This window comes from Streptacidiphilus sp. MAP12-33, assembly GCF_041261265.1.
Classification (GTDB): domain Bacteria; phylum Actinomycetota; class Actinomycetes; order Streptomycetales; family Streptomycetaceae; genus Streptacidiphilus.
Genome location: NZ_JBGCCA010000001.1, coordinates 276540 through 299489, shown reverse-complemented (window position 1 = coordinate 299489; position 22950 = coordinate 276540). Strand labels below are relative to the sequence as shown.

General features: G+C 71.3%; 14 protein-coding genes. 3 read left to right on the top strand and 11 right to left on the bottom strand.

Going from position 1 to position 22950, the window contains the following annotated elements:
* Positions 1-34: 34 nt before the first annotated feature.
* The 6 genes from trxB to ABH931_RS01420 form a co-directional block, all read right to left on the bottom strand.
* A complete protein-coding gene (gene trxB / locus ABH931_RS01445) occupies positions 35-1000 on the bottom strand; it encodes a thioredoxin-disulfide reductase (protein WP_370109006.1) in 966 nt (321 codons plus the stop codon).
* 95 nt (positions 1001-1095) lie between these two features.
* Complete coding sequence (locus ABH931_RS01440; RefSeq protein ID WP_370109004.1) at positions 1096-2136, bottom strand: zf-HC2 domain-containing protein; 1041 nt, start codon at positions 2134-2136, stop codon at positions 1096-1098.
* The gene (gene sigM / locus ABH931_RS01435) at positions 2133-2861 is read right to left on the bottom strand and encodes an RNA polymerase sigma factor SigM (RefSeq protein ID WP_370109002.1); all 729 of its coding nucleotides are present in this window, start codon (positions 2859-2861) and stop codon (positions 2133-2135) included. The genes ABH931_RS01440 and sigM overlap by 4 nt, the downstream gene beginning before the upstream one ends.
* A gap of 81 nt (positions 2862-2942) precedes the next feature.
* Entirely contained in the window at positions 2943-5348 is a 2406-nt protein-coding gene (locus ABH931_RS01430; RefSeq protein ID WP_370109000.1) for a serine/threonine protein kinase, read from the bottom strand.
* Between the two features lie 257 nt (positions 5349-5605).
* Complete coding sequence (murJ, locus tag ABH931_RS01425) at positions 5606-8044, bottom strand: murein biosynthesis integral membrane protein MurJ (protein ID WP_370108998.1); 2439 nt, start codon at positions 8042-8044, stop codon at positions 5606-5608.
* Positions 8041-10476, bottom strand: coding sequence for a DUF6049 family protein (locus ABH931_RS01420; RefSeq protein ID WP_370108996.1), 2436 nt, complete (start codon positions 10474-10476; stop codon positions 8041-8043). The genes murJ and ABH931_RS01420 overlap by 4 nt, the downstream gene beginning before the upstream one ends.
* A 201-nt stretch (positions 10477-10677) precedes the next feature.
* Between ABH931_RS01420 and ABH931_RS01415 the strand changes: the two genes are divergently transcribed.
* The gene (locus tag ABH931_RS01415) at positions 10678-12171 is read left to right on the top strand and encodes a CCA tRNA nucleotidyltransferase (protein ID WP_370109457.1); all 1494 of its coding nucleotides are present in this window, start codon (positions 10678-10680) and stop codon (positions 12169-12171) included.
* On the opposite strand, the gene ABH931_RS01410 is transcribed toward ABH931_RS01415, so the two are convergent.
* From ABH931_RS01410 to ABH931_RS01400, 3 genes are all read right to left on the bottom strand, one after another.
* Entirely contained in the window at positions 12140-13465 is a 1326-nt protein-coding gene (locus tag ABH931_RS01410; RefSeq protein ID WP_370108994.1) for an MFS transporter, read from the bottom strand. The genes ABH931_RS01415 and ABH931_RS01410 overlap by 32 nt on opposite strands.
* Before the next feature lie 300 nt (positions 13466-13765).
* Positions 13766-14848: an inositol-3-phosphate synthase gene (locus tag ABH931_RS01405; protein WP_370108992.1), complete on the bottom strand. Its 1083-nt coding sequence runs from the start codon at positions 14846-14848 to the stop codon at positions 13766-13768.
* Between the two features lie 139 nt (positions 14849-14987).
* On the bottom strand, positions 14988-15590 hold the full coding sequence (locus ABH931_RS01400) for a PadR family transcriptional regulator (protein ID WP_042458378.1): 603 nt from the start codon (positions 15588-15590) through the stop codon (positions 14988-14990).
* A gap of 506 nt (positions 15591-16096) precedes the next feature.
* Here ABH931_RS01400 and ABH931_RS01395 point away from each other — a divergent pair.
* A complete protein-coding gene (locus ABH931_RS01395) occupies positions 16097-18796 on the top strand; it encodes a transglycosylase domain-containing protein (protein WP_370108991.1) in 2700 nt (899 codons plus the stop codon).
* 158 nt (positions 18797-18954) lie between these two features.
* Positions 18955-20559, top strand: a complete 1605-nt coding sequence (locus tag ABH931_RS01390) for a glycosyltransferase family 87 protein (protein ID WP_370108989.1) — start codon at positions 18955-18957, stop codon at positions 20557-20559.
* Positions 20560-20619: 60 nt separating this feature from the next.
* Here ABH931_RS01390 and ABH931_RS01385 read toward each other — a convergent pair whose 3' ends face one another.
* Together ABH931_RS01385 and ABH931_RS01380 are read right to left on the bottom strand one after the other, a co-directional pair.
* A complete protein-coding gene (locus ABH931_RS01385; RefSeq protein ID WP_370108987.1) occupies positions 20620-21654 on the bottom strand; it encodes an alanine racemase in 1035 nt (344 codons plus the stop codon).
* Positions 21655-21726: 72 nt separating this feature from the next.
* Positions 21727-22845: a lipid II:glycine glycyltransferase FemX gene (locus ABH931_RS01380; protein WP_370109455.1), complete on the bottom strand. Its 1119-nt coding sequence runs from the start codon at positions 22843-22845 to the stop codon at positions 21727-21729.
* Positions 22846-22950: the final 105 nt, after the last annotated feature.

Sequence of the window (22950 nt, the reverse complement as noted above, 5' to 3'; positions counted from 1 at the left end):
GCGGGTACGGGATGGCTTCTTCGGTCGTGCCGGATCAGACCGAGGCGGTCTGCTCGACCTCGACGTGCGCCTGGGCGGCCAGGTAGCGCTCGGCGTCCAGGGCGGCGGAGCAGCCGGTGCCGGCGGCGGTGATGGCCTGGCGGTAGGTGTGGTCGACGACGTCGCCCGCGCCGAACACGCCGGAGACGTTGGTGCGGGTGGAGGGGGCGTCGACGCGCAGGTAGCCCTCGGCGTCGAGCTCCAGCTGGCCCTTGAACAGCTCCGTGCGCGGGTCGTGGCCGACCGCGATGAACAGGCCGGTGACGGGAAGCGCGCGGGTCTCGCCGTTACGGGTGTCCCGCAGGGTCACCGAGCTCAGCTTGCCGCCCTCGCTGTGGAGGTCGGCGACCTCGCTGTTCCAGGCGAAGGTGATCTTCGGGTCGTTGAAGGCGCGCTCCTGCATGGTCTTGCTGGCGCGCAGCTCCTCGCGGCGGTGGATCACCGTGACGGACTTGGCGAAGCGCGAGAGGAAGGTGGCCTCCTCCATCGCGGTGTCGCCACCGCCGACGACGGCGATGTCCTGGTCGCGGAAGAAGAAGCCGTCACAGGTCGCGCACCAGGAGACGCCGCGGCCGGACAGCTCGTCCTCGTGCTCCAGGCCCAGCTTGCGGTGCTGCGAGCCGGTGGCGACGATGACCGCCTTGGCCTTGTGCACGGTGCCCTCGGAGTCGGTGACCAGCTTGATGTCGCCGCTGAGGTCCACGGCGACGACGTCGTCGGGGACGAGCTCGGCGCCGAAACGCTCGGCCTGGCCGCGCATGTTGTCCATGAGCTCCGGGCCCATGATCCCGTCGCGGAAGCCGGGGAAGTTCTCGACCTCGGTGGTGTTCATCAGGGCGCCGCCGGAGGAGACGGAGCCCTCGAAGACCAGGGGGTTCAACGAGGCACGTGCGGTGTACAGCGCGGCCGCGTAGCCGGCCGGGCCTGAGCCGATGATGATCACGTTGCGAACGTCGCTCACTGGTTCTCCTGAATGCTTACGCGCGGCTGCCGTCTTGCCGGCCGGTGGTGTCCACCCCGGTCAACGGTTACCAAGTGTCTCGCATTCCCGGCGCCTCAGGCGCGCGGCACCGACTGGTGGAGCATGACCAGCGGAGCGGAGCAGGAATTCTGGACGAGGTACACGTCCCACTGGTGCGCGGGATCGGTCGCGTCCGGGTAGAGCAGCGCGAAGACCTCGACGCCCAGGTAGTGGCCGAGGCCCTGCACGGCGGGCGCGTCGGTCCGCTTGGTGGCGGCCAGGACGCACGTGGGGGCGGTGGGCTCGGCTGATCCGGACGGCGCCACGGAGGCGCCGCCGGGAACGGTCTGGGCGCCGTTGTTCGGCGCGGTGTGCGGGGCCATCCCCGAGGAGGAGGGCGAGGCGGAGGGCACGGTCCCGACCGCCGCACCCGCGCTCTTCGCCTGGGCGTCGCCGGCGAGGCGCTGGACCTCGCCGACGAGGTTCGCCTGGGTGAAGTCGTAGGCGGACGACGAGGCGGCGCTCAGCGAGTGGGGGACGACCTGGGCGCCACCGTTGGCCGACGCGCTGTTGTTCGCCCCGCTGTCCAGATCGCCGCCGCGGGAGACGGCGATGCCGATGCCGCCGGCGGCGAGGCAGAGCGCCAGGGTGACGAGCGCGCGGCGCATGCGGGCGCTGCGCCGCGAGCGGGTCCCGGGACGGTTGTCGGCCGGCCGCTCCCCGGCGGGACGCCTGGACGCCCCCGTGCGGCCGCCGTCGCTCTCCGCGCTGTCGCTCTCCGCGCCGTCGCTCTCCGCGCCGTCGGTGGTGGTCCCCTCGGCGTCGGTGCGGGCGGCGGCGGTGTCCTCCGTGACCGCTGCGACGGTCGCTCCGTCGAGGTCCCAGGGACGCTCCCGCTCCGCCGCGAGGGCGGCGTCGATGCGGGCGGCCACGTCCTCGGGCATCGGGCCGGCGTCGGGCTCGTCGCCCAGCAGCGCGGTCAGCTCGGCGAGGGCGGCATAGGTCTCCCGGCACTCCGCGCAGGAGTCCAGGTGTGCGGTCAGCCCGGCGCTCTGCTCGGCTGGGAGCAGTTCCTCGGCGTGCTCCGCGAGCAGTTCGACGTCGGGGTGAGCCGGGTGCAGTGTGGAGTCGCTCATGCCTTCAGCTCACCTCCTGCGGCGCTCGCGGTCTCGGCTCGGTCCGGTTGGTCCGGCGATGGGACGTGCGGTGGGGCCGCCCGGTTCCCCGCGCCCGCTCGACCAAGATCGTTTACTGCTTCACGTGTGACAGTTCGTGATCTTGATCGGTCCGGGTCGGCGGCACCGGCCCGGAGATGGCTCAGATGGGGCAGCAGCTTGGCCCGTGCCCGCGCGCAGCGGCTCTTGACCGTGCCGGAGGGGACGCCCAGCAGCGTCGCGGCCTCCGCGACGGAGTAGCCCTCCATGTCCACCAGGACCAGCGCGGCCCGCTGCTCGTGCGGCAGCGTCGCCAGCGCGGCGGTCAGCTCGCGGCGCAGCTCGCCGCGCTCGGCGGAGACGTCCGCTCCCTCGTCGTGGCCCGCGGCGCTCTCCAGCACCGTCTCGTCCTCCACCAGCCGGGTGCGGCGGGTGTTGCTGCGGCGTGCCCGGTCCAGGCAGGCGTTGACGACGATCCGGTGCAGCCAGGTGGTGACGGCGGAGCGGCCCTGGAAGGTGTGCGCGGCGCGGAAGGCGGAGACCATCGCGTCCTGGAGGGCGTCGGCGGCCTCCTCGCGGTCGCCGAGCGTGCGCAGCGCGGTCGCCCACAGGCGGTCGCGGTGGCGGCGCACCAGCTCGCCGAAGGCGTCGGGATCGCCCTCCAGATGGCGACGCAGCAGTTCTGCGTCCTCGACCGGTTCGGTCACCTGGCCCTCCACCCCCCTTGATGTGTCACGGCTGGCCACGCGGAAGTCGGGGTCAAGCCTGCCATCCCGGAGGTGTCCGCGTCAGCCCAGGACCTGGATCTCCGAGATGCCGCCCCGGAACTGGCCCGCGGAGGTGGGGTCGGCGGGCAGCGAAGTGACGTGGATCAGCACGTAGCGGGTGCGCACCGGCTGGGCCAGAACGCCGCTGTCCAGGCTGGTGCCGGGCAGGAGCTGGTCGTTGCTGATCCGCTGGGTGAAGCCGCTCAGGTCCGTCGGGGCGGACGAGTCGCCGGCCGGGGCCGCGAGGATCTCCTGGGTCTGTTCGCCGAAGGGCAGCAGCACCTTGACCTCGGAGACGCTCTGCACGCTGCCGAGGTCGACCAGGATCCCGCTGCCGTCCTTACGCGTCGTGTAGTTCCCGAAGTTCGGGTAGCCGCTGTAGCTGGCGGTGATCCAGGCGGTCTTCGGGTCGCCGTCGATCGTCAGGGGCGCCTTGTCGCCCGCTATCGTCGTCGGGTCCAGCGGGGAGAACTCCGTGGCGGAGGAGAGCGACAGCGTCTTCAGCGTGCGCCCGTTGTCGCCCGAGGTGCCCGGTGTGGAGCCGGTGGTGTTCTGGCCCAGCTGGTTGTTGGTCGCCCCGTTGTTGCTGTTGTTCTTCGCCATCAGCGCCTCGGCGGTGCCCCAGCTGCCGAGCGCGATCGCGCCCAGGACGACCAGGGAGACCGCCCACTTCAGCGCGCGGCCCGAGCGGCCCGGCAGGGCGGGCTGCGGGGCCTGCTGCGGCCTGTGGGGCTGGTGGGGCGTCCGCGGCGGGACGGACGCGGTCACCGTCGTGGGAGCCGCCCCGGTGCCACGCTGGGGCGTGGCCCGGTGGGCGGGGTAGCTCGGCAGCACCAGCGGCTCGGGCTCCGGCTGACGCACCTTGGGCAGCTCGGTGACGGCCTTGGCGAGCTCGTCGGGGGCGGTGATCGGCGTCAGCTTGCCGCCGGGCGGCGTGCACAGCGTGCGGGCGGTCAGGTCCGAGAGACCGCGGTGCACGCCCGCGCGGACCCGCTCCGCGGGCACCGTGCCGAGGTCGCGCGGCAGCCGCTGGAGGCCGTTGCCGCCCTCGGGGAAGGGCCAGCGGTGGGTCAGCGCGGCGAACAGCAGCGCGCCGATGGCGCGGGTGTCGCGCAGCGCCGCGTCGCTCCTGTCGTCCGCCTCGACGCCGCGCAGGGCCGCGTTCACGGCGATGCCGTCGATCCGGTACTGCCCGCTGTCGGTGCGCAGCACCGAGGCCGGGGTGAGCCGCAGGTGCGCGAGGCCGCGCCGGTGCGCGGCGGCGAGCGCGTCCGCGAGCTGGCGCACCAGCTGGTAGGCCTCGTAGGCCTCCAGCGGCTCGGCCAGCAGCAGGGTGTCCAGCCCTGTGGCGTCCGGCAGCCACTCGCGCACGACGTACACCTCGTCGCCGTCCTCGACGGCGTCCAGCACCTGCACGAAGCGCGGGTCGCCGAGCAGCGCCGCCTGCCGCGCGGCGGCCAGCACGCCCTTGGCGCGCGGGTGGGCGGCGGCGAGCAGGTGGATGCCGACGGCCCGCCGCAGCTTCTCGTCGACGGCGCGCCAGGAACTGAAGACCTCGTTGCTGGTGGTGCACTCCTCCAGCCGGTACCGCCGCGCGATCCGGTCCCCACTGTGCCGCGCGGGCGCCGCGACGCTCGCCCCGGCGGAGGCGCCTTCGGCCGCCGCCTCGGCGGCGCTGTCTACCGGCTTGGCCTCGGCGGCCGGCTTCGCGGCCCTCTGCGATGCCGCGCTGTCCACCGGCTTCACCTCGGCGGCCTTCGCCGCCGCTGCGTTGCCGTTCGCGGCAGCAGTCGCGGCGTCGGATGCGCTCTCGACAGGCTTTGTCCTGGCGGCGCTGCCTGCCTGCTTCGCCTCGGCGGCCTTCGCCGCCGCTGCGCTCTGCGCAGCAGCAGTCGCCCCGGTGTCGGCGGCGCTGTCCGCGGGCTTTGCTCCGGCGACGCTGCCTGCCTGCTTCGCCCTGGCGGCCTTCGCTGCCGCTGCGCTCTGCGCAGCAGCAGCCGCCCCGGTGTCGGCGGCGCTGTCCGCGGGCTTTGTCCTGGCCGCGCTGCCTGCCTGCTTCGCCCTGGCGGCCTTCGCTGTCGCAGTGCCCTCAGCGGCGCTGTCCGTCGGCTCCGCCTCGGTGGCAGCCTTGGCTGCCGACGCGCCCTGCGTGGCGGTCGCCGTGGCCGCTGTGGTGTCGGAGGACTGCCGGGTCGGCTTCGCCGGCGCGGCGGTGGCCGAGGTGGCGTCAGCGGGCTTGCTGCCGGGCTTGGCCGGCACCGCGTTTGCCTGCGCGGCATCGCCGTCGGTGTCCGCCGGTTCGGCGGGATCCGCGGCGGACGGCTCGTCAGCGGCCGGGGACGGCTCGGGTTCCGACGCGGCTGCGATGGCGTCAGGCGCGGACTCCGGATCCGCGCTCAGCTCCGTGGCGAGGGCCTCGACGGACATCTGGGCGGTCGCCTCCGAAGTCCGTTCCGACTGCCCTTCGCCCGCCCGAGGGCCGCCCGTGGTCGATTCCACGGCCGTCTCGCTGCGCTCAGCCACCGTTGTCCTGCCTCCCCGAACCGCATTGCCGCCGATCCCACGGCGGGCCGCATGACGACACGGCCCGACCCACGATCAATTGTGCCAACTCGTCGCGCCCCTTACGACCGTCGGGCGGCCTCGTTGGTTGCGCGGCTCGGCGAAATCTGCGGTTGGTTCACCTAGCGTCCGATTTTCGCGCGAACCATACCGAGAAGCGAGTTGAGTTCGTCGATGCGCATCCGCTTGGCCACGACCAGGAAGAGGCCCATCTGCACCACGCCGCCGACCACCACGGCGGCGATGCCGCCGACGCGGCCTCCGCCCAGCGCACCGAGAACGGCGAAGCTGAGACCCGCGCCCACCACGGCCGGCAGCACGTTGGCGCCGATCAGCTTGGTGTAGGTGCGCTTGATGCGATCGCCGTCAAGATCGCCGATCCGGCGGCGCAGCCGCGGCACGGCCACCATCAGGCCGACCACGTAGGCCGCGCCGTAGACGAAGGCCATGCCGGTGACGGCCCACGTGGCGGGCAGCACGACGTAGCAGATCGCCGAGAGCAGCGCCTGCGTGGCGGCCACCCACACGGTGTTGTAGAAGGGCGTGCGGGTGTCCTCGTAGGCGTAGAAGCCACGCAGCAGCACGTACTGGGCCGAGTAGGGGATCAGGCCGAGCGCGAAAGCGGAGACCATGTAGCCGACGGAGACCTCGTTGTAGATCGCCGCGCCGATCGCCGGGCCGAGCGCCAGGAAGGCGAAGGCGCCGGGGATGATCGCCACGGCGGAGGTCCGCAGGCCGTAGGAGAGGTCGTCGCGGACCGAGGTGGCGTCGTCGTCGGCGGCCGCGCGGGAGATGCGCGGCAGCACGGCGCTCATGATGGAGACGGTGATGACGGCCTGCGGCAGCTGCCAGATCAGCAGCGCGTTCTGGTAGGCCGCCAGGCCCTTGCCGGCCACGCCCGCCGCGCCACCGGCTGCGGTGGCGAGCTGGGTGACGACGAGGAAGCCGGCCTGGTTGGCGAGGACGAACAGGAACGTCCACTTGGCCAGCTTCGCGGCGTGGCCGAGGCCGTGGCCGCGCCAGTCGAAGCGCGGGCGGAAGCGCAGCCCGGCATGGCGCAGGTAGGGGAACATCGCCAGCGACTGGACCACCAGGCCGAGCAGCGTGCCGATGCCCAGCAGCCGGACGCCCGCCGAGGGGATCGTGGTGACGTCCATGTACGTGGACTTCCACGGCCCGTAGACCCAGATGAACATCGAGAAGGTGAAGATGACGACGATGTTGTTGAGGACCGGGGTCCACATCATCGGGCCGAATCTGCCGCGCGCGTTCAGGATCTGACCCATGACCACGTGCAGGCCCATGAAGAAGATCGTGGGCAGGCAGTAGCGGGTCAGCGCCACCGTCACGTCCGCCGAGGCCGGGGTCGCCATCGACTCGTTCGAGACCGCCCGGACCAGCAGCGGCGCGGCGATCACGGTGGCGGCCACGACCGTGCCGAGCCCGACCACGACCAGGGTCAGCAGGCGGTTGGCGTAGGCCTCGCCGTTGTCCTCGTCGTTCTTCATGCTGCGTACCAGCTGCGGGACGAAGACCGCGTTGAGCGCGCCGCCGCCGACCAGGATGTAGATCATGGTCGGCAGGGTGTTGGCGACGCTGTAGCGGTCGCCGAGCGTGAAGACGCCGATGGCCGCGGTGATCACCATCGTGCGCAGGAACCCGGTGCCACGCGAGACGAGCGTGCCCGCCGCCATGATCGCGCTGGAGTTGAGCAGGTTCGCGACCTTGCCCTTGGGGGCGCCCGCCTCGGCCGAGGACGACTCGGCCTCGGTCTCCTCCGGCCGCTGCGGCAGGTCCTGCGGGACCAGCAGCGGGATGGTGCTCGTGGTCTCGGCGACGGCGTCGCCGCCCGCCTCGCCGTACAGGCTCGGTCCGCTGTCGCGGAACAGGAAGTCGTAGGCCTCGTCCTGGGCGCGCTGCTGCTGCGCCTGCGTGTGCTCGCGCGCCGCCTGGCGGCGACCCGCGCCGCTGATCAGCTCGTCGACCCCGAGGTAGGGCTCGGCGCCCGGCTGACCGGTCTGACCCGGCTGGCCGGGCTGCCCCTGCGGCGGGTACTGCGGCGGCTGGCCGGGCTGCTGCGGATCCTGCGGCCAGCCCTGGACGCCTGGCTGCTGCGGCGGCAGCTGCTGCTGGCCCCCGTAGGCCTGGCTGAAGCCCTGCGGCTGGTAGGGCGGCTGGGCCTGGTACGCGGCCTGCCCCGGTTGCTGCGGCTGGTGTTGCGGCTGGTGTTGCGCGGGGTACGGCTGCGTCTGCTGCCCGTAGGGCTGCTGTTCCGAGTACCCCGGCGGCCCGCCCTGCGCCGGCTGGTAGGCCTGCGGCTGCGGTGTCTGCTGCTGCGGAGTGTGCGGCGGGAACGGCGGCTGCGGCGGGGGCGGGTAGCCGCCCTCGCCGTACAGGGACCCGGGGGCCGGCGGCGCCTGCGTCGCGGCGGGCGCGTGCGGGTCCGTGGCGTACGGGTCCGCCGGGTAGGGGTCGTGCGCGTAGGTCTGGTCGAGGTACGGGTCGGGCGCGTGGCCGCCGGTGCCGCCCTGAGGGGTCCTGCCGTCTCGCGGCGCGGTCATGCGTCTGCCTCCGTGTCCTTCGTTGCCGTCGGGTCCTCGGGACCTTCGGCGGTGGCGGCGGCGAGGGCCGCGTTCTTCTTGCGCTTCCAGTACAACCGCAGACCGGCCAGGACGACGAGCAACCCGCCGCTGGCCATCACGGCGATGACGCCGGAGGACACCGAGGTGATGCTGACGTAGAAGTACTGGTGGTTGATCTCGGAGCCGTCCTGCGCCGAGAGGAGCACCGCCTTCATCTTCACCTGGCCGTTCGCGGTGGCCGTGACCTTGAAACGGGCGGTGTACTTGGTCCGGCCGCCGGCGACGGTGATGTCCACGCCGTCCTGCGCGGACTGTGAGTCGATCTTGAGGCGGGGGTAGCCGGTGTCGGCGACCTCCAGGTGGAGCTTGAGCCGGGTGACCGGCTGCTCCAGGTCGTTCTCGACGCTGACGGCGATCTGTGCGGAGGCGTTGTCGCCCGGCACGACCACGTCGCTCGTCTTCTTGATGATGTAGACCGACCCCGTCAGCGAGGTCATGTAGCCGTTCATGTCCAACGCATAGGTGATCCCCGCCGGCTGGTCCGCGCGCCAGCCGGTGGAGACGGACCGGACCATGGCCGCGTTGAACGGCTCCCGGAGCCGGTCCGGGCGGGTCAGGATGCGCTGGAGCTGGGTCAGGCCCTGCTGGGTCTTCGTCAGCGCGTCGACGGCGGTCCCGCTGAGCTCACCGGCGCGCAGCCAGGACGGGTAGCTGCCGGTGGAGGGCACCCGGGTGTCGGCGCCGGTGCTGGCCCCCGCCTGGACGACGCTGTTCAGGTCCACCGGCTGCACCCAGGCGCCGCCCTGGGCGTCCTTGAGGGCCCGCACCAGGGTCTGCGCGGTGGCGGTGGACAGGTTGCGCGGCGGCTGCACCACGACGTCCCGCTGGGTGTACGGCTGTTCCCCGGAGATCGCCAGCGTCTCGGCGAGGAACCGCTGCACGGCCGCGGTCTGTTCGGCCTGGGTGGACAGGTCCCCGGCGAAGATCTTCGTCAGCTCGCTGTCGGCGACGACCGCGGTCATCCCGCCGCTGATCCTGCGTGCCGCGTTCGGGGTGTAGGTCAGGTCCGGGCTGTCGGGCATCGACGCGCCGTTGACGATGATCTGGCTCGCGCCCATGCTCTTGGCCACCGACACGATCGAGGTGTCGACGTACCCCTGGTAGGGCCAGGCCACGTCGTGGTTGGCGTCGACCTGGAGCCGGTCCAGGCCCACGCTGCTGCCGAGGACCGGCAGCAGCGAGGCGACCTGGCTCCGTGCGGTGGAGTTGTGGGCGAGCGAGGCCAGGTCCGGGTCCGCGTAGGGCAGCGAGACGACGTCGGGCTTCCCGGTGGACAGGGCGCTCTGCACCTGGGCGAGCCAGTTGGTGGCCGCCTGCTTGCCGGTGCCCGCGGTCAGGCAGTGGCAGCCCGCGTTGGCGCCGGAGGTGTCGGCGGCGGTGGTCACCTGGTAGTCGCCGGTCATCGCGCTGACCGTGTCGATCAGGTCCGGGTCGACCATCCAGGTCAGCCGCAGACCGGGGTTCTGCTGCCCGATCGACGCGAGCTGGCCGAGCCGGCCCTCCTGCGCCAGCGAACCGGCCAGCTCCTGGGTCAGCACCGGCTCCTCGGTGTGCGAGGACGGGTCGACATAGGTCTGCGCCTGAAGCACCGGCGGGTTGGTCAGCGGCCAGAGGGTGGCGACCTTGGTGGCCTTGACGCTGGAGTTCCTGGGGTGCAGCGGGAGGAAGGTCCGGGCGATGGCGAGGGGGTACCCCGCGTCGGCGCCGACGTTGCTCTGCGCGTCCACGCCGAGGGCGAAGACCCCGTCGGGGTCGGCGGGCAGGCCCAGCTTCGAGATCGGCGCCTTGATCGAGAACGAGACGGTCGCGCCCGGCGCGAGTGTGCCGATCCGCTGTTGCAGGTCCCCGCGCTCGAATCCGTCGTTGCCGCTCGGCTTCTCGCCCAACGCGGCCACCGACTCGATCTCGGAGCGCTGGGTCAGGGCCGCCCCGGTGGTCATCAGTCCCACGTGCAGCCCCTGCACGGCGCTGGAGGTGCGGTTGCGGACCGTGCCGGTGACGGTCACCTCGCCGTCTGCCGTGGGGACGGCCGGGGTGACCGTGTTGAGCGTCACCTCGACGCTCGTGTGGGTGTCGGCCGGCGCCAGCGTTGTCGAGGAGGCGGTGTGCTGGAGCGCCGGCACGTCGCTCACGGTGATCTGCGGCGCGGCTTCGGCGGCGGGTGCGAGCGTCGGCCCGGCCAGCACGACCAGCCCGGAGGCGAGCGTCAGCCGCGCGGCCCGGCGCAGCGTGCTCCCGCTCCGCCTTTCCGCCCGACCCCTGTCAGGCCGGCCGCTTGCCCGCCACCTCCCCGTCGCCGCCTCGCCCACGCGTCCTCGCCGTTCTCGTCGCTGTCCCCGGGGATGCCCCATACGGCGGGGCAGGCGCCTTCGGTCCGCGCCCCGCGCCCCGCGCCCTGGCATGGTAACGACGCCGAGCCGCCTCGTGTGCCGGTAGGCAGGCCCGGACGGGGGTACGACGTGGTTCCTGGCGCCCACGGTTCCGGTTCGCCCCGGATAGTGCAAGCACGGCAGGTGCCGCGCCCCGTACCCTTGTCTGTCGTGTCCCACGCTATGCCCTCCGGCCTCCCCGCATCCGAGCCCACCCCCGCCTCCGTCCTCGCCGACGGCGGTGCCGCGCTGAGCGAGACGCAAGCGGAGCGGGTACGCGAGATCCTGCGCGCCTACCCGGTCGCGGTCGACCTCGGCGAGCGTTTCCAGGCGGCGGGCTTCACCCTCGCACTGGTCGGCGGCTCCGTCCGCGACGCGCTGCTGGGCCGGCTCGGCAACGACCTGGACTTCACCACCGACGCCCGGCCCAAGGAGATCCTGAAGCTGGTCAAGGGCTGGGGCGAGGCCGTCTGGGACGTGGGCATCGCGTTCGGCACGGTCGGCGTGCGCAAGCACGACCTCCAGATCGAGATCACCACCTATCGCTCCGAGCTGTACGACCGGAACTCCCGCAAGCCCGAGGTGACCTTCGGCGACACCATCGAGGAGGACCTGGTGCGCCGCGACTTCACGGTCAACGCGATGGCCGTGCGGCTGCCCCAGGTGGAGTTCGTGGACCCGCACCACGGGCTCGCCGACCTCGCCGAGGGAGTGCTGCGCACGCCGGGCACGCCGGAGGCTTCCTTCTCCGACGACCCGCTGCGGATGCTGCGTGCCGCGCGCTTCGCCGCGCAACTGGACTTCGAGGTCGCGCCCGAGGTCGTCACCGCGATGACGGAGATGGCCGACCGGATCGACATCGTCTCCGCCGAGCGGATCCAGGCCGAGCTGAACAAGCTGCTGCTGTCGGCGCACCCGCGCAAGGGCCTGACCCTGCTCGTCGACACCGGTCTGGCCGCCCGCGTCCTGCCGGAGCTGCCCGCGCTGCGCCTGGAGCGCGACGAGCACCACCGCCACAAGGACGTCTACGAGCACAGCCTGACCGTGCTGGAGCAGGCCATCGACCTGGAGTCGACCGGCGAGGGCGACGGCAAGCCGGACCTGACGCTGCGCCTGGCCGCGCTGCTGCACGACATCGGCAAGCCGCGCACCCGGCGCTTCGAGGACGGCGGCGGCGTCTCCTTCCACCACCACGAGCTGGTCGGCGCGAAGATGACCAAGAAGCGGCTGCGCGAGCTCAAGTACTCCAACGAGCTGATCGCGGACGTCTCCCGGCTGGTCGAGCTGCACTTGCGGTTCCACGGCTACGGCACCGGCGAGTGGACCGACTCCGCGGTGCGCCGCTACGTGCGCGACGCGGGCCCGCTGCTGGACCGGCTGCACAAGCTGACCCGCTCGGACTGCACCACCCGCAACAAGAAGAAGGCCGCCGCGCTCGCGCGCAGCTACGACGGTCTGGAGCAGCGGATCGGCCAGTTGCAGGAGCAGGAGGAGCTGGACTCGATCCGGCCCGACCTGAACGGCGACCAGATCATGCGGCTGCTCGGCATCAAGCCGGGCCGGGAGGTCGGCGAGGCGTACACGTTCCTGCTGGAGCTGCGCCTGGAGCACGGCCCGATGGGCGAGGAGGCCGCGGCCGAGGCGCTCAGGACCTGGTGGGCAGAGCGGCAGGGGTGAGCGCGGCCCGCCACGGGCGGGTGGCGCCGTAGACGAGGGCGGTGGCGGCGTACAGCGCCGCCGCCGTCAGCACGACCGGGACGGAGCGTCCCGAGATCGGCAGCACCAGCGCGCACAGTCCCGCCGCCGCGACCAGCGCGCTGTTGAACAGGACGTCGTAGAGGGCGAAGACGCGTCCCCGGTAGGCGTCCTCGACGCCGCTCTGGACGAGGGTGTCGGTGCTGATCTTGGCGCCCTGGGTGAGCAGCCCGAGCGCGTAGGCGGCGACCATGGTGGGCCAGGGTGTGAAGAAGAAGCCGAGTGCGGCCGTCAGGACCGCGCCGAGCGCGGAACAGGTCGTCAGCCAGCCCGGCACGGTGAGCCGGCGGCCGGCGAACGGGGTGAGCGCGGCGGCGCTGAAGTAGCCGGCGGCGGAGGCGCCCAGCGCCGTGCCGAGCCAGCGCAGGCCACCGCTCTGGTCGCTGGGCGCGGCGAAGGTGTTGCGGCAGAGCATCAGCAGGACGACCAGCAGCAGGCCGTAGCAGAACCGCAGAACCGTCACTGCGCCGAGCGCGCGGGCGGCCGGGCGGCAGTCCTGCAGCAGGTGCCGGAAGCCGTCCAGCAGGCCGCGGGCGGTGTCGGTGAGAGCGGTGCGGATGGTCGCCTCCGCGGCCTCCTCGCGCTGCTTGCGCTCGGGGCCGAGTGACTCCTTGCCGAGGGTGGTGGCCACCAACGCGGACGCGGCGTACCCGCCGCCGGCCAGCGCCACCAGCAGCGCGTTGCTGGCCGCCCCGGCGGGCAGTGCGAGCCGCACCAGGAACGCCCCGCCGCCGCCGATGGTCGCCGCGAGCGTGCCGGCGGTCGGGGCGAGGGAGTTGGCGCCGATCAGCAGCTCGTCCGTGACGACGTGCGGCAGCGCGGCCGAGAGCCCGGCCAGGACGAACCGGTTGATGCCGGTGACCAGCAGCGCGGCGGTGAAGAACACCCACGTGGGCGCCTGCGCCGCGACGAGCGCGGCGGTGGCCAGACAGAGCAGCAGGCGCAGCAGGTTGCCCTTCACCAGCACCTGGCGTCGCCGCCACCGGTCCAGCAGCACGCCCGCGAACGGGCCGATCAGGCAGAACGGCAGCAGCAGCACGGCGAATGCGGACGCGATGGCGGCGGGACTGGGCTGCCGCTCGGGAGAGAAGACGACGTACGCGGCAAGCGCCGCCTGGAACGCGCCGTCCGCGAGCTGCGACAGCAGCCGCGTGGCCAGCAGGCGCCGGAAGCCACGGAGCCGCAGCAGCGCGCGCAGGGTCGGTGTCGTCGCCACCGGCCTAGCCTGGCACGTGCCGTGCGCGGGCGCACGCATTCGCGAGCAAGATCGCCAAGTGTTTCACGTGCAGCACTTCACGATCATGATTCAGTTGCATCCTGCACGGGCGCGAGGCTCTGCTCGATGTCCTGCGTGGGCGACGAGCCACCCACGCAGCCGGCAGGCCGAACGCGCAGGGCCATCCGCACGCCGGTGGCTCGCTCAGTTCCTCGCGCCCCCGGCAAAGTGCAACGCCCCCATCTGCCGAAACCGGCGGATGGGGGCGTTTGCAGGTCAGTGCGGGTCCGCGTCAGCGGGTCAGCGCTCGACCTCGCCGCGGATGAACTTCTCGACGTTCTCGCGGGCCTCGTCGTCGAAGTACTGGACCGGCGGGGACTTCATGAAGTACGAGGACGCCGACAGGATCGGGCCACCGATGCCGCGGTCCTTGGCGATCTTCGCCGCACGCACGGCGTCGATGATGACACCGGCGGAGTTCGGGGAGTCCCAGACCTCGAGCTTGTACTCGAGGTTCAGCGGAACGTCACCGAAGGCGCGGCCCTCGAGGCGCACGTACGCCCACTTGCGGTCATCGAGCCACGCGACGTAGTCGGACGGGCCGATGTGGACGTTCTTGGCGCCCAGCTCGCGGTCGCGGATCTGCGAGGTGACGGCCTGCGTCTTGGAGATCTTCTTGGACTCCAGGCGCTCGCGCTCGAGCATGTTCTTGAAGTCCATGTTGCCGCCGACGTTCAGCTGCATGGTGCGCTCGAGGATGACACCGCGGTCCTCGAACAGCTTCGCCATCACGCGGTGCGTGATCGTCGCGCCGACCTGGGACTTGATGTCGTCACCGACGATCGGCACGCCGGCCTCGGTGAACTTGTCCGCCCACTCCTTGGTGCCGGCGATGAAGACCGGGAGGGCGTTGACGAAGGCGACCTTGGCGTCGATGGCGCACTGGGCGTAGAACTTCGCTGCGGCCTCGGAACCGACGGGCAGGTAGCAGACCAGGACGTCGACCTGGCGGTCCTTGAGGACCTGGACCACGTCGACCGGCTCCTCGGTGGACTCCTGGATGGTCTCCAGGTAGTACTTGCCGAGGCCGTCGAGGGTGTGGCCGCGCTGGACCTGGACACCGGACGACGGAACGTCGCAGATCTTGATGGTGTTGTTCTCGGAGGCGCCGATGGCGTCCGCCAGGTCGAGACCGACCTTCTTGGCGTCCACGTCGAACGCGGCCACGAACTCCACGTCGGAGACGTGGTAGTCACCGAACTGCACGTGCATGAGGCCCGGCACGCGGCTGTTCGGGTCGGCGTCCTTGTAGTACTCGACACCCTGCACCAGGGAAGCGGCGCAGTTGCCGACACCCACGATGGCTACGCGAACCGAACTCATTCCGGTTGCTCCTTGTTACTCGTGAGACTCGTGCTGCGGCACGGGTCTCTGCCTTCAGTCAATGCGGTACGTCTCTGGGGTCATGCGGTAGGTCGTGCCGATCGTCGGCGCTCCCCCGGCCGCCCGCATGGTGCTGCTGCTACTCGTCCCCGCCCGGTGGGGCGGTGGCGTGGCCGCGGCCGCCGCGGTTCGCGCGCTCGGTCTCGATCAGCTCGTTGAGCCAGCGGACCTCGCGCTCGACCGACTCAAGGCCGTGGCGCTGCAGTTCGAGGGTGTAAGCGTCCAAGCGCTCGCGGGTGCGGGCCAGCGAGGCCCGCATCCGCTCCAGTCGTTCCTCCAGCCGGTTCCGGCGACCCTCCAGCACGCGCATGCGCACGGCCTTGTCGGTCTGGCCGAAGAAGGCGAAGTGAACACCGAAGTGCTCGTCCTCCCAGGCATCGGGACCGGAGTCGGCCAGCAGCTCCTCGAAGCGCTGCTTGCCCTCCCCGGTCAGCCGGTAGACGATCTTCGATCGCTTGCCGTTCAGGGCGGTTGCGGGGATGTACTCGGCGTCGGGGTTGTCCTCGACCAGATAGCCCTGGGCGACGAGGCCCTTCAGGCAGGGGTAGAGCGTGCCGTAGGAGAAGGCACGGAACGAGCCGAGCAGCACGTTGAGCCGCTTGCGCAGCTCGTAGCCGTGCATGGGCGAGTCGTGCAGCAGGCCGAGGACGGCGAACTCCAGGATGCCCGAGCGCCTGCTCATGGTCCGGCTTCGCCTCCTTCGTCCTTCGTGCCGCGTGACTCGGTCCCGCTGTCGTCATCACGAGTATGCCACTGCGATGTATCGAACCGATACATCGAGACGATATGGCTCCGGTGTTGCGGCGGCAAGAGGGGGCTCGCGGGGAGTGGGGTGGTGGCTCTCACAGTTGTCGGTTCTGTGTAAGGACGGCCCGGGAGTGGCCGGGGAGATGCGGGTTCTGTGCGCGGCGCACGGGAGTTTGGCTGACCTTTGATAAGGATCTGTCGGCGATATGTCCCAATTGGGAGTTGACGCCCGGTTAGGGGGCTTCCCAAGCTGCGTACTCTGTCGCCTATGCAGAAAGCCGCCAGGAATCACGGAGACCACGGGAACCACGGGTCTCCCGATGGCGTCCCCGTCCTCGGCGGACTCTGGCCTCTTCGGCCCGCGTCGCCATGGGGGAACAGGACCACCGCCTTCAGGCAGCCGCAGCGCAGCCTTCAGTCCGAGGAACAGCTGGAAGCAGGATGAGCGAACACCGGCGTAGAACGCCGCAGTCGCAGCAGCCGCAGCAGCCGCAGTACGGCGGCCGTCGCCCCAATGGCCCGACCTCGTCGGGCCGCGGCCAGAGCGCTGCCCACCCGAGCGGCGGCATGCCCCCGCGACGCACCGCACGCCCGCAGCCGGGCGGCGGCCCCGCCGCCGGCTCCCCGGCGGAGCCCCGCCCGACCCGCGCGGAGATGCGCCGCGCGGCCCAGGGCAAGGGCGGCGGCCGCGGCGGCAGCGGCGGCGGAGGAGGCGGCCGCGGACCCGGTGGCCCGGGCGGCCCCGGCGGTCGTGGCGGCAAGGGCCCGAACGGCCCCCGGCCGAAGCGTTTCATCGACTACCCGCGCTGGGGCAAGACCGGCTTCCGCCGCTGGCTGCCCTCGTGGAAGCTGGTCACCAGCTGCTTCCTGTTCTGCTTCGGCAGCCTGACGGCGCTCGTCGGCTACGCCTACGCCACGGTCCAGATGCCCAGCATCGACGCGACCATGAACATGCAGGCCAACACGTACCAGTGGTCCAACGGCAAGACCATGGCCGTACGTGGCGCCTACAACCGCACCAAGGTCCCCCTCGGTGACGTGCCGACCGGCGTGCAGAACGACTTCCTCGCGGCGGAGAACGCCAACTTCTGGACCGACTCGGGTGTCGACCCGCAGGGCATCGCGCGTGCCGTCTACAAGATGGCCTCCGGCGGTGACGTCCAGTCCGGCTCGACGATCACCCAGCAGTACCTGAAGATCGCGTTCCTCGGCTCGCAGCAGACGGTCAGCCGCAAGTTCGAAGAGATCATGCTCGCGGTCAAGCTCAACCAGAGCGTGTCCAAGCAGAACATCCTTGAGGGCTACCTCAACAGCGTCTACTTCGGGCGCGGCGCCTACGGCATCGAGGCGGCCGCCAAGACCTACTTCAACACCGACTCGAAGAGCCTGACCGTCAGCCAGGGCGCCTTCCTCGCGGCCCTGGTCAACGGTCCGAGCCTGTACGACCCCGCAGGTGACGCGGCCGGCAACAACGTTGACGCCAACACGGCGCGCATGAAGGCTCGTTGGCAGTGGATCCTGAGCCGGCAGGCGGCCGACAAGATGGCCACGGCGCCCCTGGCACAGGACGGCATCACCAGCGGGTTCCCGAAGTGGCTGCCCCGTAAGACCGCCAGCACGGGCACCGGTTACGTCGGCTACCTGGTGGACCTCGCCGACCTCTTCATGACCACCCACGGCGGCGTGACCCAGGCGTCGCTCGACAAGGGCGGTTACACGATCCGCACCACCTTCGTGCAGTCGGACATGGACGCCATGAAGGCGGCCGTCGCTGAACCCTTCAAGGGTCAGTACAAGCTCGACCCGAAGCGGAAGGTCACCAACAAGGACTCCATCACCGGCAAGTACAACACCTACCCGGTGGACGCCTGGCTCCACGTCGGTGGTGCCTCGGTGAAGCCCGGTGACGGCGCGGTGACCGCGATCTACGGTGGCCCGGACTACATGAAGCAGGCCTTCGACGACGCCAACAACCCCGGTGTCCTGGTCGGCTCGACCTTCAAGGCGTTCGTGCTGGCCGCCGCCCTCAAGGACGGCGTGCAGTCCAGCGACAACCAGGTGGGCGGTGGCGCGACCGGTCCTGTCGGCGTCTCGCTGAACAGCCTCTACAACGGCAACGACAAGCTCAAGATCAAGAACCCCGACGGGACGCTCTGGACGGACAAGAACGGCCCCTGGACACAGGTCAACGACTCCGGCGACAACCTGGGGCCGATCAACCTGAAGGTGGCGATGGCCCGGTCCATCAACACCGTCTACGTCCAGCTCGGCATGGACGTCGGCATGCAGAACGTGAAGGACGCCGCCATCCTCGCCGGCCTGAACAAGGACTCCAACTGGGGTGGCCTCGGCCCGTCCTTCGCGCTCGGTACCTCCACCCCCGGCCCGATCCGCATGGCCACCGCGTACGCGACCTTCGCCGCCTCGGGCATGGAGGCCGACCCGTACGAGGTCCAGAGCTTCGTCTACAACGGCGCCACGACCGTCACGAAGTCGAAGCCGCACCAGGTCTTCAGCCCCGACGTCGCCGACTCGGTGACCACCGCGTTGAAGGCCGTGGTCCAGGAGCCCTACGGCACCGGTATCAAGGCCCAGGCCCTCGGCTGGGACGCGGCCGGCAAGACCGGTACCACCGACTCCAAGAAGTCGGCCTGGTTCGTCGGCTACACCAAGGACCTCTCCACGGCCATCGGTCTGTGGGACGTGGACCCCAAGTCCCACGCGCTCATGTCGCTGACCGGTCTTGCGGGCCAGCAGGAGATCTACGGTGCCGACTTCCCGACCGAGATCTGGACCGCCTACATGGAGCAGGCGCTCAACGGCGTGACCCCGGTCCCGCTGCCGGGCGACCCGCACTACGGCACGATCCAGAACGAGCCGGGCGTCTCCGCCTCGCCGACCGCCAAGCCCTCTGCCAGCTCCTCGGCGTCCAGCAGCGCGTCCGCGTCGTCCTCGCCGTCGACCAGCGCGAGCCCCAGCAGCTCGCCGTCGGACTCGTCCTCGCCGTGCACGCAGCTGGAGATCGACCTCGGCACCTGCCCGAACCCGAGTCCGTCGTCGAGCAAGAAGCATCCGGGCGGCGGCGGGAGCTCCAGCAGTCCGGCCGTGCCGAACGGACAGGCGCAACCCAACGGCGGGTAGCGACGTCAGAGCAGTGAACGCCACGCGGCCCCGACCCGGAAGGGTGGGGGCCGCGTGGCGTAGGCGCCGGTGCGGCGGCGCGACGGTACGGCGGCCAGACGTGGGGGCAGCGCGTTGTCCACAACCCCTGGAAAGGATCGTGCGGCAGGATGAGCGGTATGACGTCGAGTGACCAGCAGGCCGGCGACGCCGGGCGTGCAGACGAGCCAGCGGCGCACGTCTGGGCCGGGCCGGGGGACGCGGAGGAGGAGTTCGCCGCCGTGGCGCAGCCGACGCTGCCCGTGCCGCCGCCGGAGGACACCGTCGTCGTGCCCGCCGACGAGGACCCCGTCTCCGCGGCCGCCAGCGAGCTGATCGGCGGCGCGCCCGGACGGCACGCGCTGCTCGGGGTGAGCTGGTGGACCGCGGCGCGCGTGCTCGCGATCGTCACCGTGGTGGTCTGGGCGCTCGGCATGGTGCAGAAGGTGCCCTGCTACGACAGCGGCTGGTTCTACGGCGCCTCCGCGCAGTACGACCACGCCTGCTACAGCGACATCCCGCACCTGTTCGACCTGCGCGGCTTCAACGTGCCGGGCAACATCCCCTACGTCGACAAGATCCCCAACCCCTCCGACCCCACCATGCAGTACCTGGAGTACCCGGTGCTCACCGGGCTCTTCGTGTGGGGTGCGGCGCAGTTGACGCCGACCGGTGGCGCCGACGTCTACCGCGAGCAGATCTTCTACCTGGTCAACGCGGGCATGCTGCTGGTCTGTGCGGTCGTGGCCGTGGTCGCGCTCTCGCGCACGCACCGCCGCCGCCCGTGGGACGCGCTGCTCTTCGCGCTCGCGCCGGTGCTGGCCCTGGACGGGACCATCAACTGGGACATGCTCGCGGTCGCGCTCGCGGCCGTCGGCATGGCCCTGTGGGCGCGCCGCTACCCCGTCTGGGCGGGCGTGCTGATCGGCCTGGCCACGGCCGCCAAGCTGTACCCGGTGTTCCTGCTGGGCCCGTTGCTGGTGCTCTGTCTGCGGGCGGGCCGGATGCGCGAGTTCGGCCAGGCCCTGGCCGGGGCGGCGGTCGCCTGGCTGCTGGTCGACATCCCGTTCATGCTGGCCAACTTCAACGGCTGGGCGACGTTCTACACCTTCAGTGAGTCGCGCGGGGTGGACTTCGGCTCGTTCTGGCTGATCCTCACCCAGAACAACTGGCTGAACGTGTCGACCAACACCGTCAACACGATCGTGGCGATCCTGCTGGTCCTGTGCTGCCTCGGCATCGGCTGGCTGGCCCTGGCGGCGAAGCGGCGACCGCGGTTCGCGCAGCTGGCATTCCTGGTGGTGGCGGCCTTCACGCTGACCAACAAGGTCTACTCGCCGCAGTACGTGCTGTGGCTGCTGCCGCTGGCGGTGCTGGCGCGGCCGCGCTGGCGGGACTTCCTGGTGTGGCAGGTCTGCGAGGTCCTGTACTTCCTAGGGGTCTGGTACTACCTCGCCTACGGCGCGTCGGGCAACCAGAAGGGCCTGCCGCCGGACTGGTACCACGCGTCGATCGCGGTCCACATCCTCGGCACGCTCTACCTCGTCGTGCTCGTCATCCGCGACATCCTCGCCCCCTCCGCGGACCCGGTCCGCGCGGACGGCAGCGACGACCCCTCGGGCGGGGTGCTCGACGGCGCCGCGGACGTGTTCACGCTGACGGGCGTCAAGGTCCAGGCCGCGCCGGAGTCCCGCCCTTCGGGGGCGACGAGTTACGCCGTGGGGAGCTCTTCGGTCCACGAGTGACACCACAGGGGCGCGGGGCAAGCCCCGCGCCCCTGTGCTTGGTGTCAGTGCCGCTTGGTGTCAGTGCCGGTCGACGATGCGGTCGAACAGCGTGGTGGTGTGCCGCAGCGTCGCGCGCAGTTCCTCGCCGACGGCCGGCGGGGCCACCTCGCCCGGGACCCAGAGGAGCGAGACCTGCATGTGCGGGGGTTCGGCGAAGCCGAGCTTGCCGCCGTTCCAGCTGAAGGGCGACGTGTTGCGTCCCAGCGTCGCGAGCCCCGCGCGGGCGAGGTTCTTGGCGCGGGGCGTCAGCCCCGACATGTTCTTCGGGGCCTCCAGGCCCACGCCGTGGGCCGTGCCGCCCGCGACGACGATCAGGTGGCCGTCGCCGGAGACCCGGTGCTGGCGGTAGCCGAAGCGGTCGCCCTTGGCCATCCGGTGGACGTCCATGACCGTGCCGCGGCTCTCGATGGCCTCGTGGTCGCCGAGCCACAGCTGCGTGCCGATCCGGGCACGGAAGCGGACCTCCGGGTACCAGCCCTGGAGCTGCTCCATCTCCGCCGCGCTGAGGTGGCTGACGAACATCGTGCGCACCGGCAGGCCCGCCGTGCGCAGCTGGTCGACCCAGCGGGCGGTCTCGCCGACCGGGTCGACGCCCTCGGGGCGGTCCATGGGCAGGTGGACGGCGAAGCCCTCCACCCGGACGTCCTCGATGGCCATGCGCAGCTTCGGCAGGTCCTCGGGGTTGACGCCGTGGCGGCGCATGCTGGTCATGCACTCCACGATCACCCGGCCGCCGACGAGCGCGCGGACGCCGTCGACGGTGCCGACCGTGCGGATCACCCGGTGCGGCAGCGGGACCGGGTCCTCGCCGATGCGGTACGGGGTGAGCACGATCAGGTCGCGACCGAAGTAGTCCTTCAGCTCGGCGGCCTCGTAGGCCGTGCCGACCGCCAGCATGTCGGCGCCCAGGCGGGTGGCCTCCTCGGCGAGCCGGGCGTTGCGGAAGCCGTAGCCGTTGCCCTTGGCGACCGGGACGAGGCCAGGGAAGGCCCCCAGCACCTTGCGCTGGTGGTCACGCCAGCGAGGGGTGTCCACGTACATACTGAGCGCCATGGGAGGGCCTTCCACGTTCCGGTGTCGGTCGTTCCGGGTCGTTCCGGGATTGAAGCGTACGCGGACGTAGTGTCAGCGACGCTGCATGTACATGTCGAGGGCCTTGTGCAGCAGCTTGTTGAGCGGGAAGTCCCACTCGCCCAGGTACTCGGCCGCCTGGCCGCCGGTGCCCACCTTGAAGCGGATCAGACCGAACAGGTGGTCCGTCTCGTCCAGGGTGTCGCTGATGCCGCGCAGGTCGTAGACGGTCGCGCCGAGCGCGTACGCGTCGCGCAGCATCCGCCACTGGATGGCGTTGTTCGGCTGGACCTCACGCTTGTGCACGGTGGAGGCGCCGTAGGAGTACCAGACGTGCTGGCCGACCGTGATCATCGTGGTGCCCGCCAGCGGGTCGCCCTCGTGGTACGCCAGGTACAGGCGCATCCGGTTCGGGTCCTCGGCGGTCAGTGCGCGCCACTGGCGCTGGAAGTAGGAGAGCGGGCGCGGGATGAACTTGTCGCGCTCGGCCGTCTCCAGGTAGAGCTGGTGGAAGACCGGCAGGTCGTCGTAGCCGCCCTGGACGATCTCGACGCCCGACTTCTCGGCCTTCTTGATGTTGCGGCGCCAGAGCTGGTTGAAGCCCTTGAGGACGTCGTCCAGGGAGCGGTTGGCCAGCGGCACCTGGAACACGTAGCGCGGCTGCACGTCGCCGAAGCCGGCGCCGCCGTCCTCGCCCTGCTGCCAGCCCATCCGGCGCAGCCGGTCCGCGGTGTCGATCGCGCGCGGCTCGTACCAGTCGGCCTCGATGTCCCGCAGGCGCTTGGCCTCGCCGGTGGAGATGGCGTTCTTGATGGTCTCCGCCTGCCAGCGCCGGATGATCACCGGCGGGCCCATCTTCACCGTGAAGGCGCCCTGGCTCTTCAGGTGGTCAAGCATCGGGCGCAGCCAGCCCTCGAGGTTGGGGTCGAACCAGTCGATCACCGGGCCCTCGGGGAGGTAGGCCAGGTAGCGCTTGACCTTGGGCAGCTGTCGGTAGAGCACCAGGCCGGCGCCGACGATCCGGTCCTGCTCGTCGAACCAGCCGATCGACTCGTTGCGCCACTCGGCCTTGACGTCCGCCCAGGAGGGCACCTGCATGTGGCTCGCGGACGGCAGGCTCCGGATGAAGGCCAGGTGCTCCTCGCGGCTGATGGTCCTCAGGCGCAGGCTCATGTGGGGGTGCTCCTCGGGCGTGGATCGCGTCAAGTGCGCAGCCTACTGCCCAGGGGGAGCACCCCATAGAGGTGACAGGGAGTGGCGGGAGGCGCCGGCGGCGCC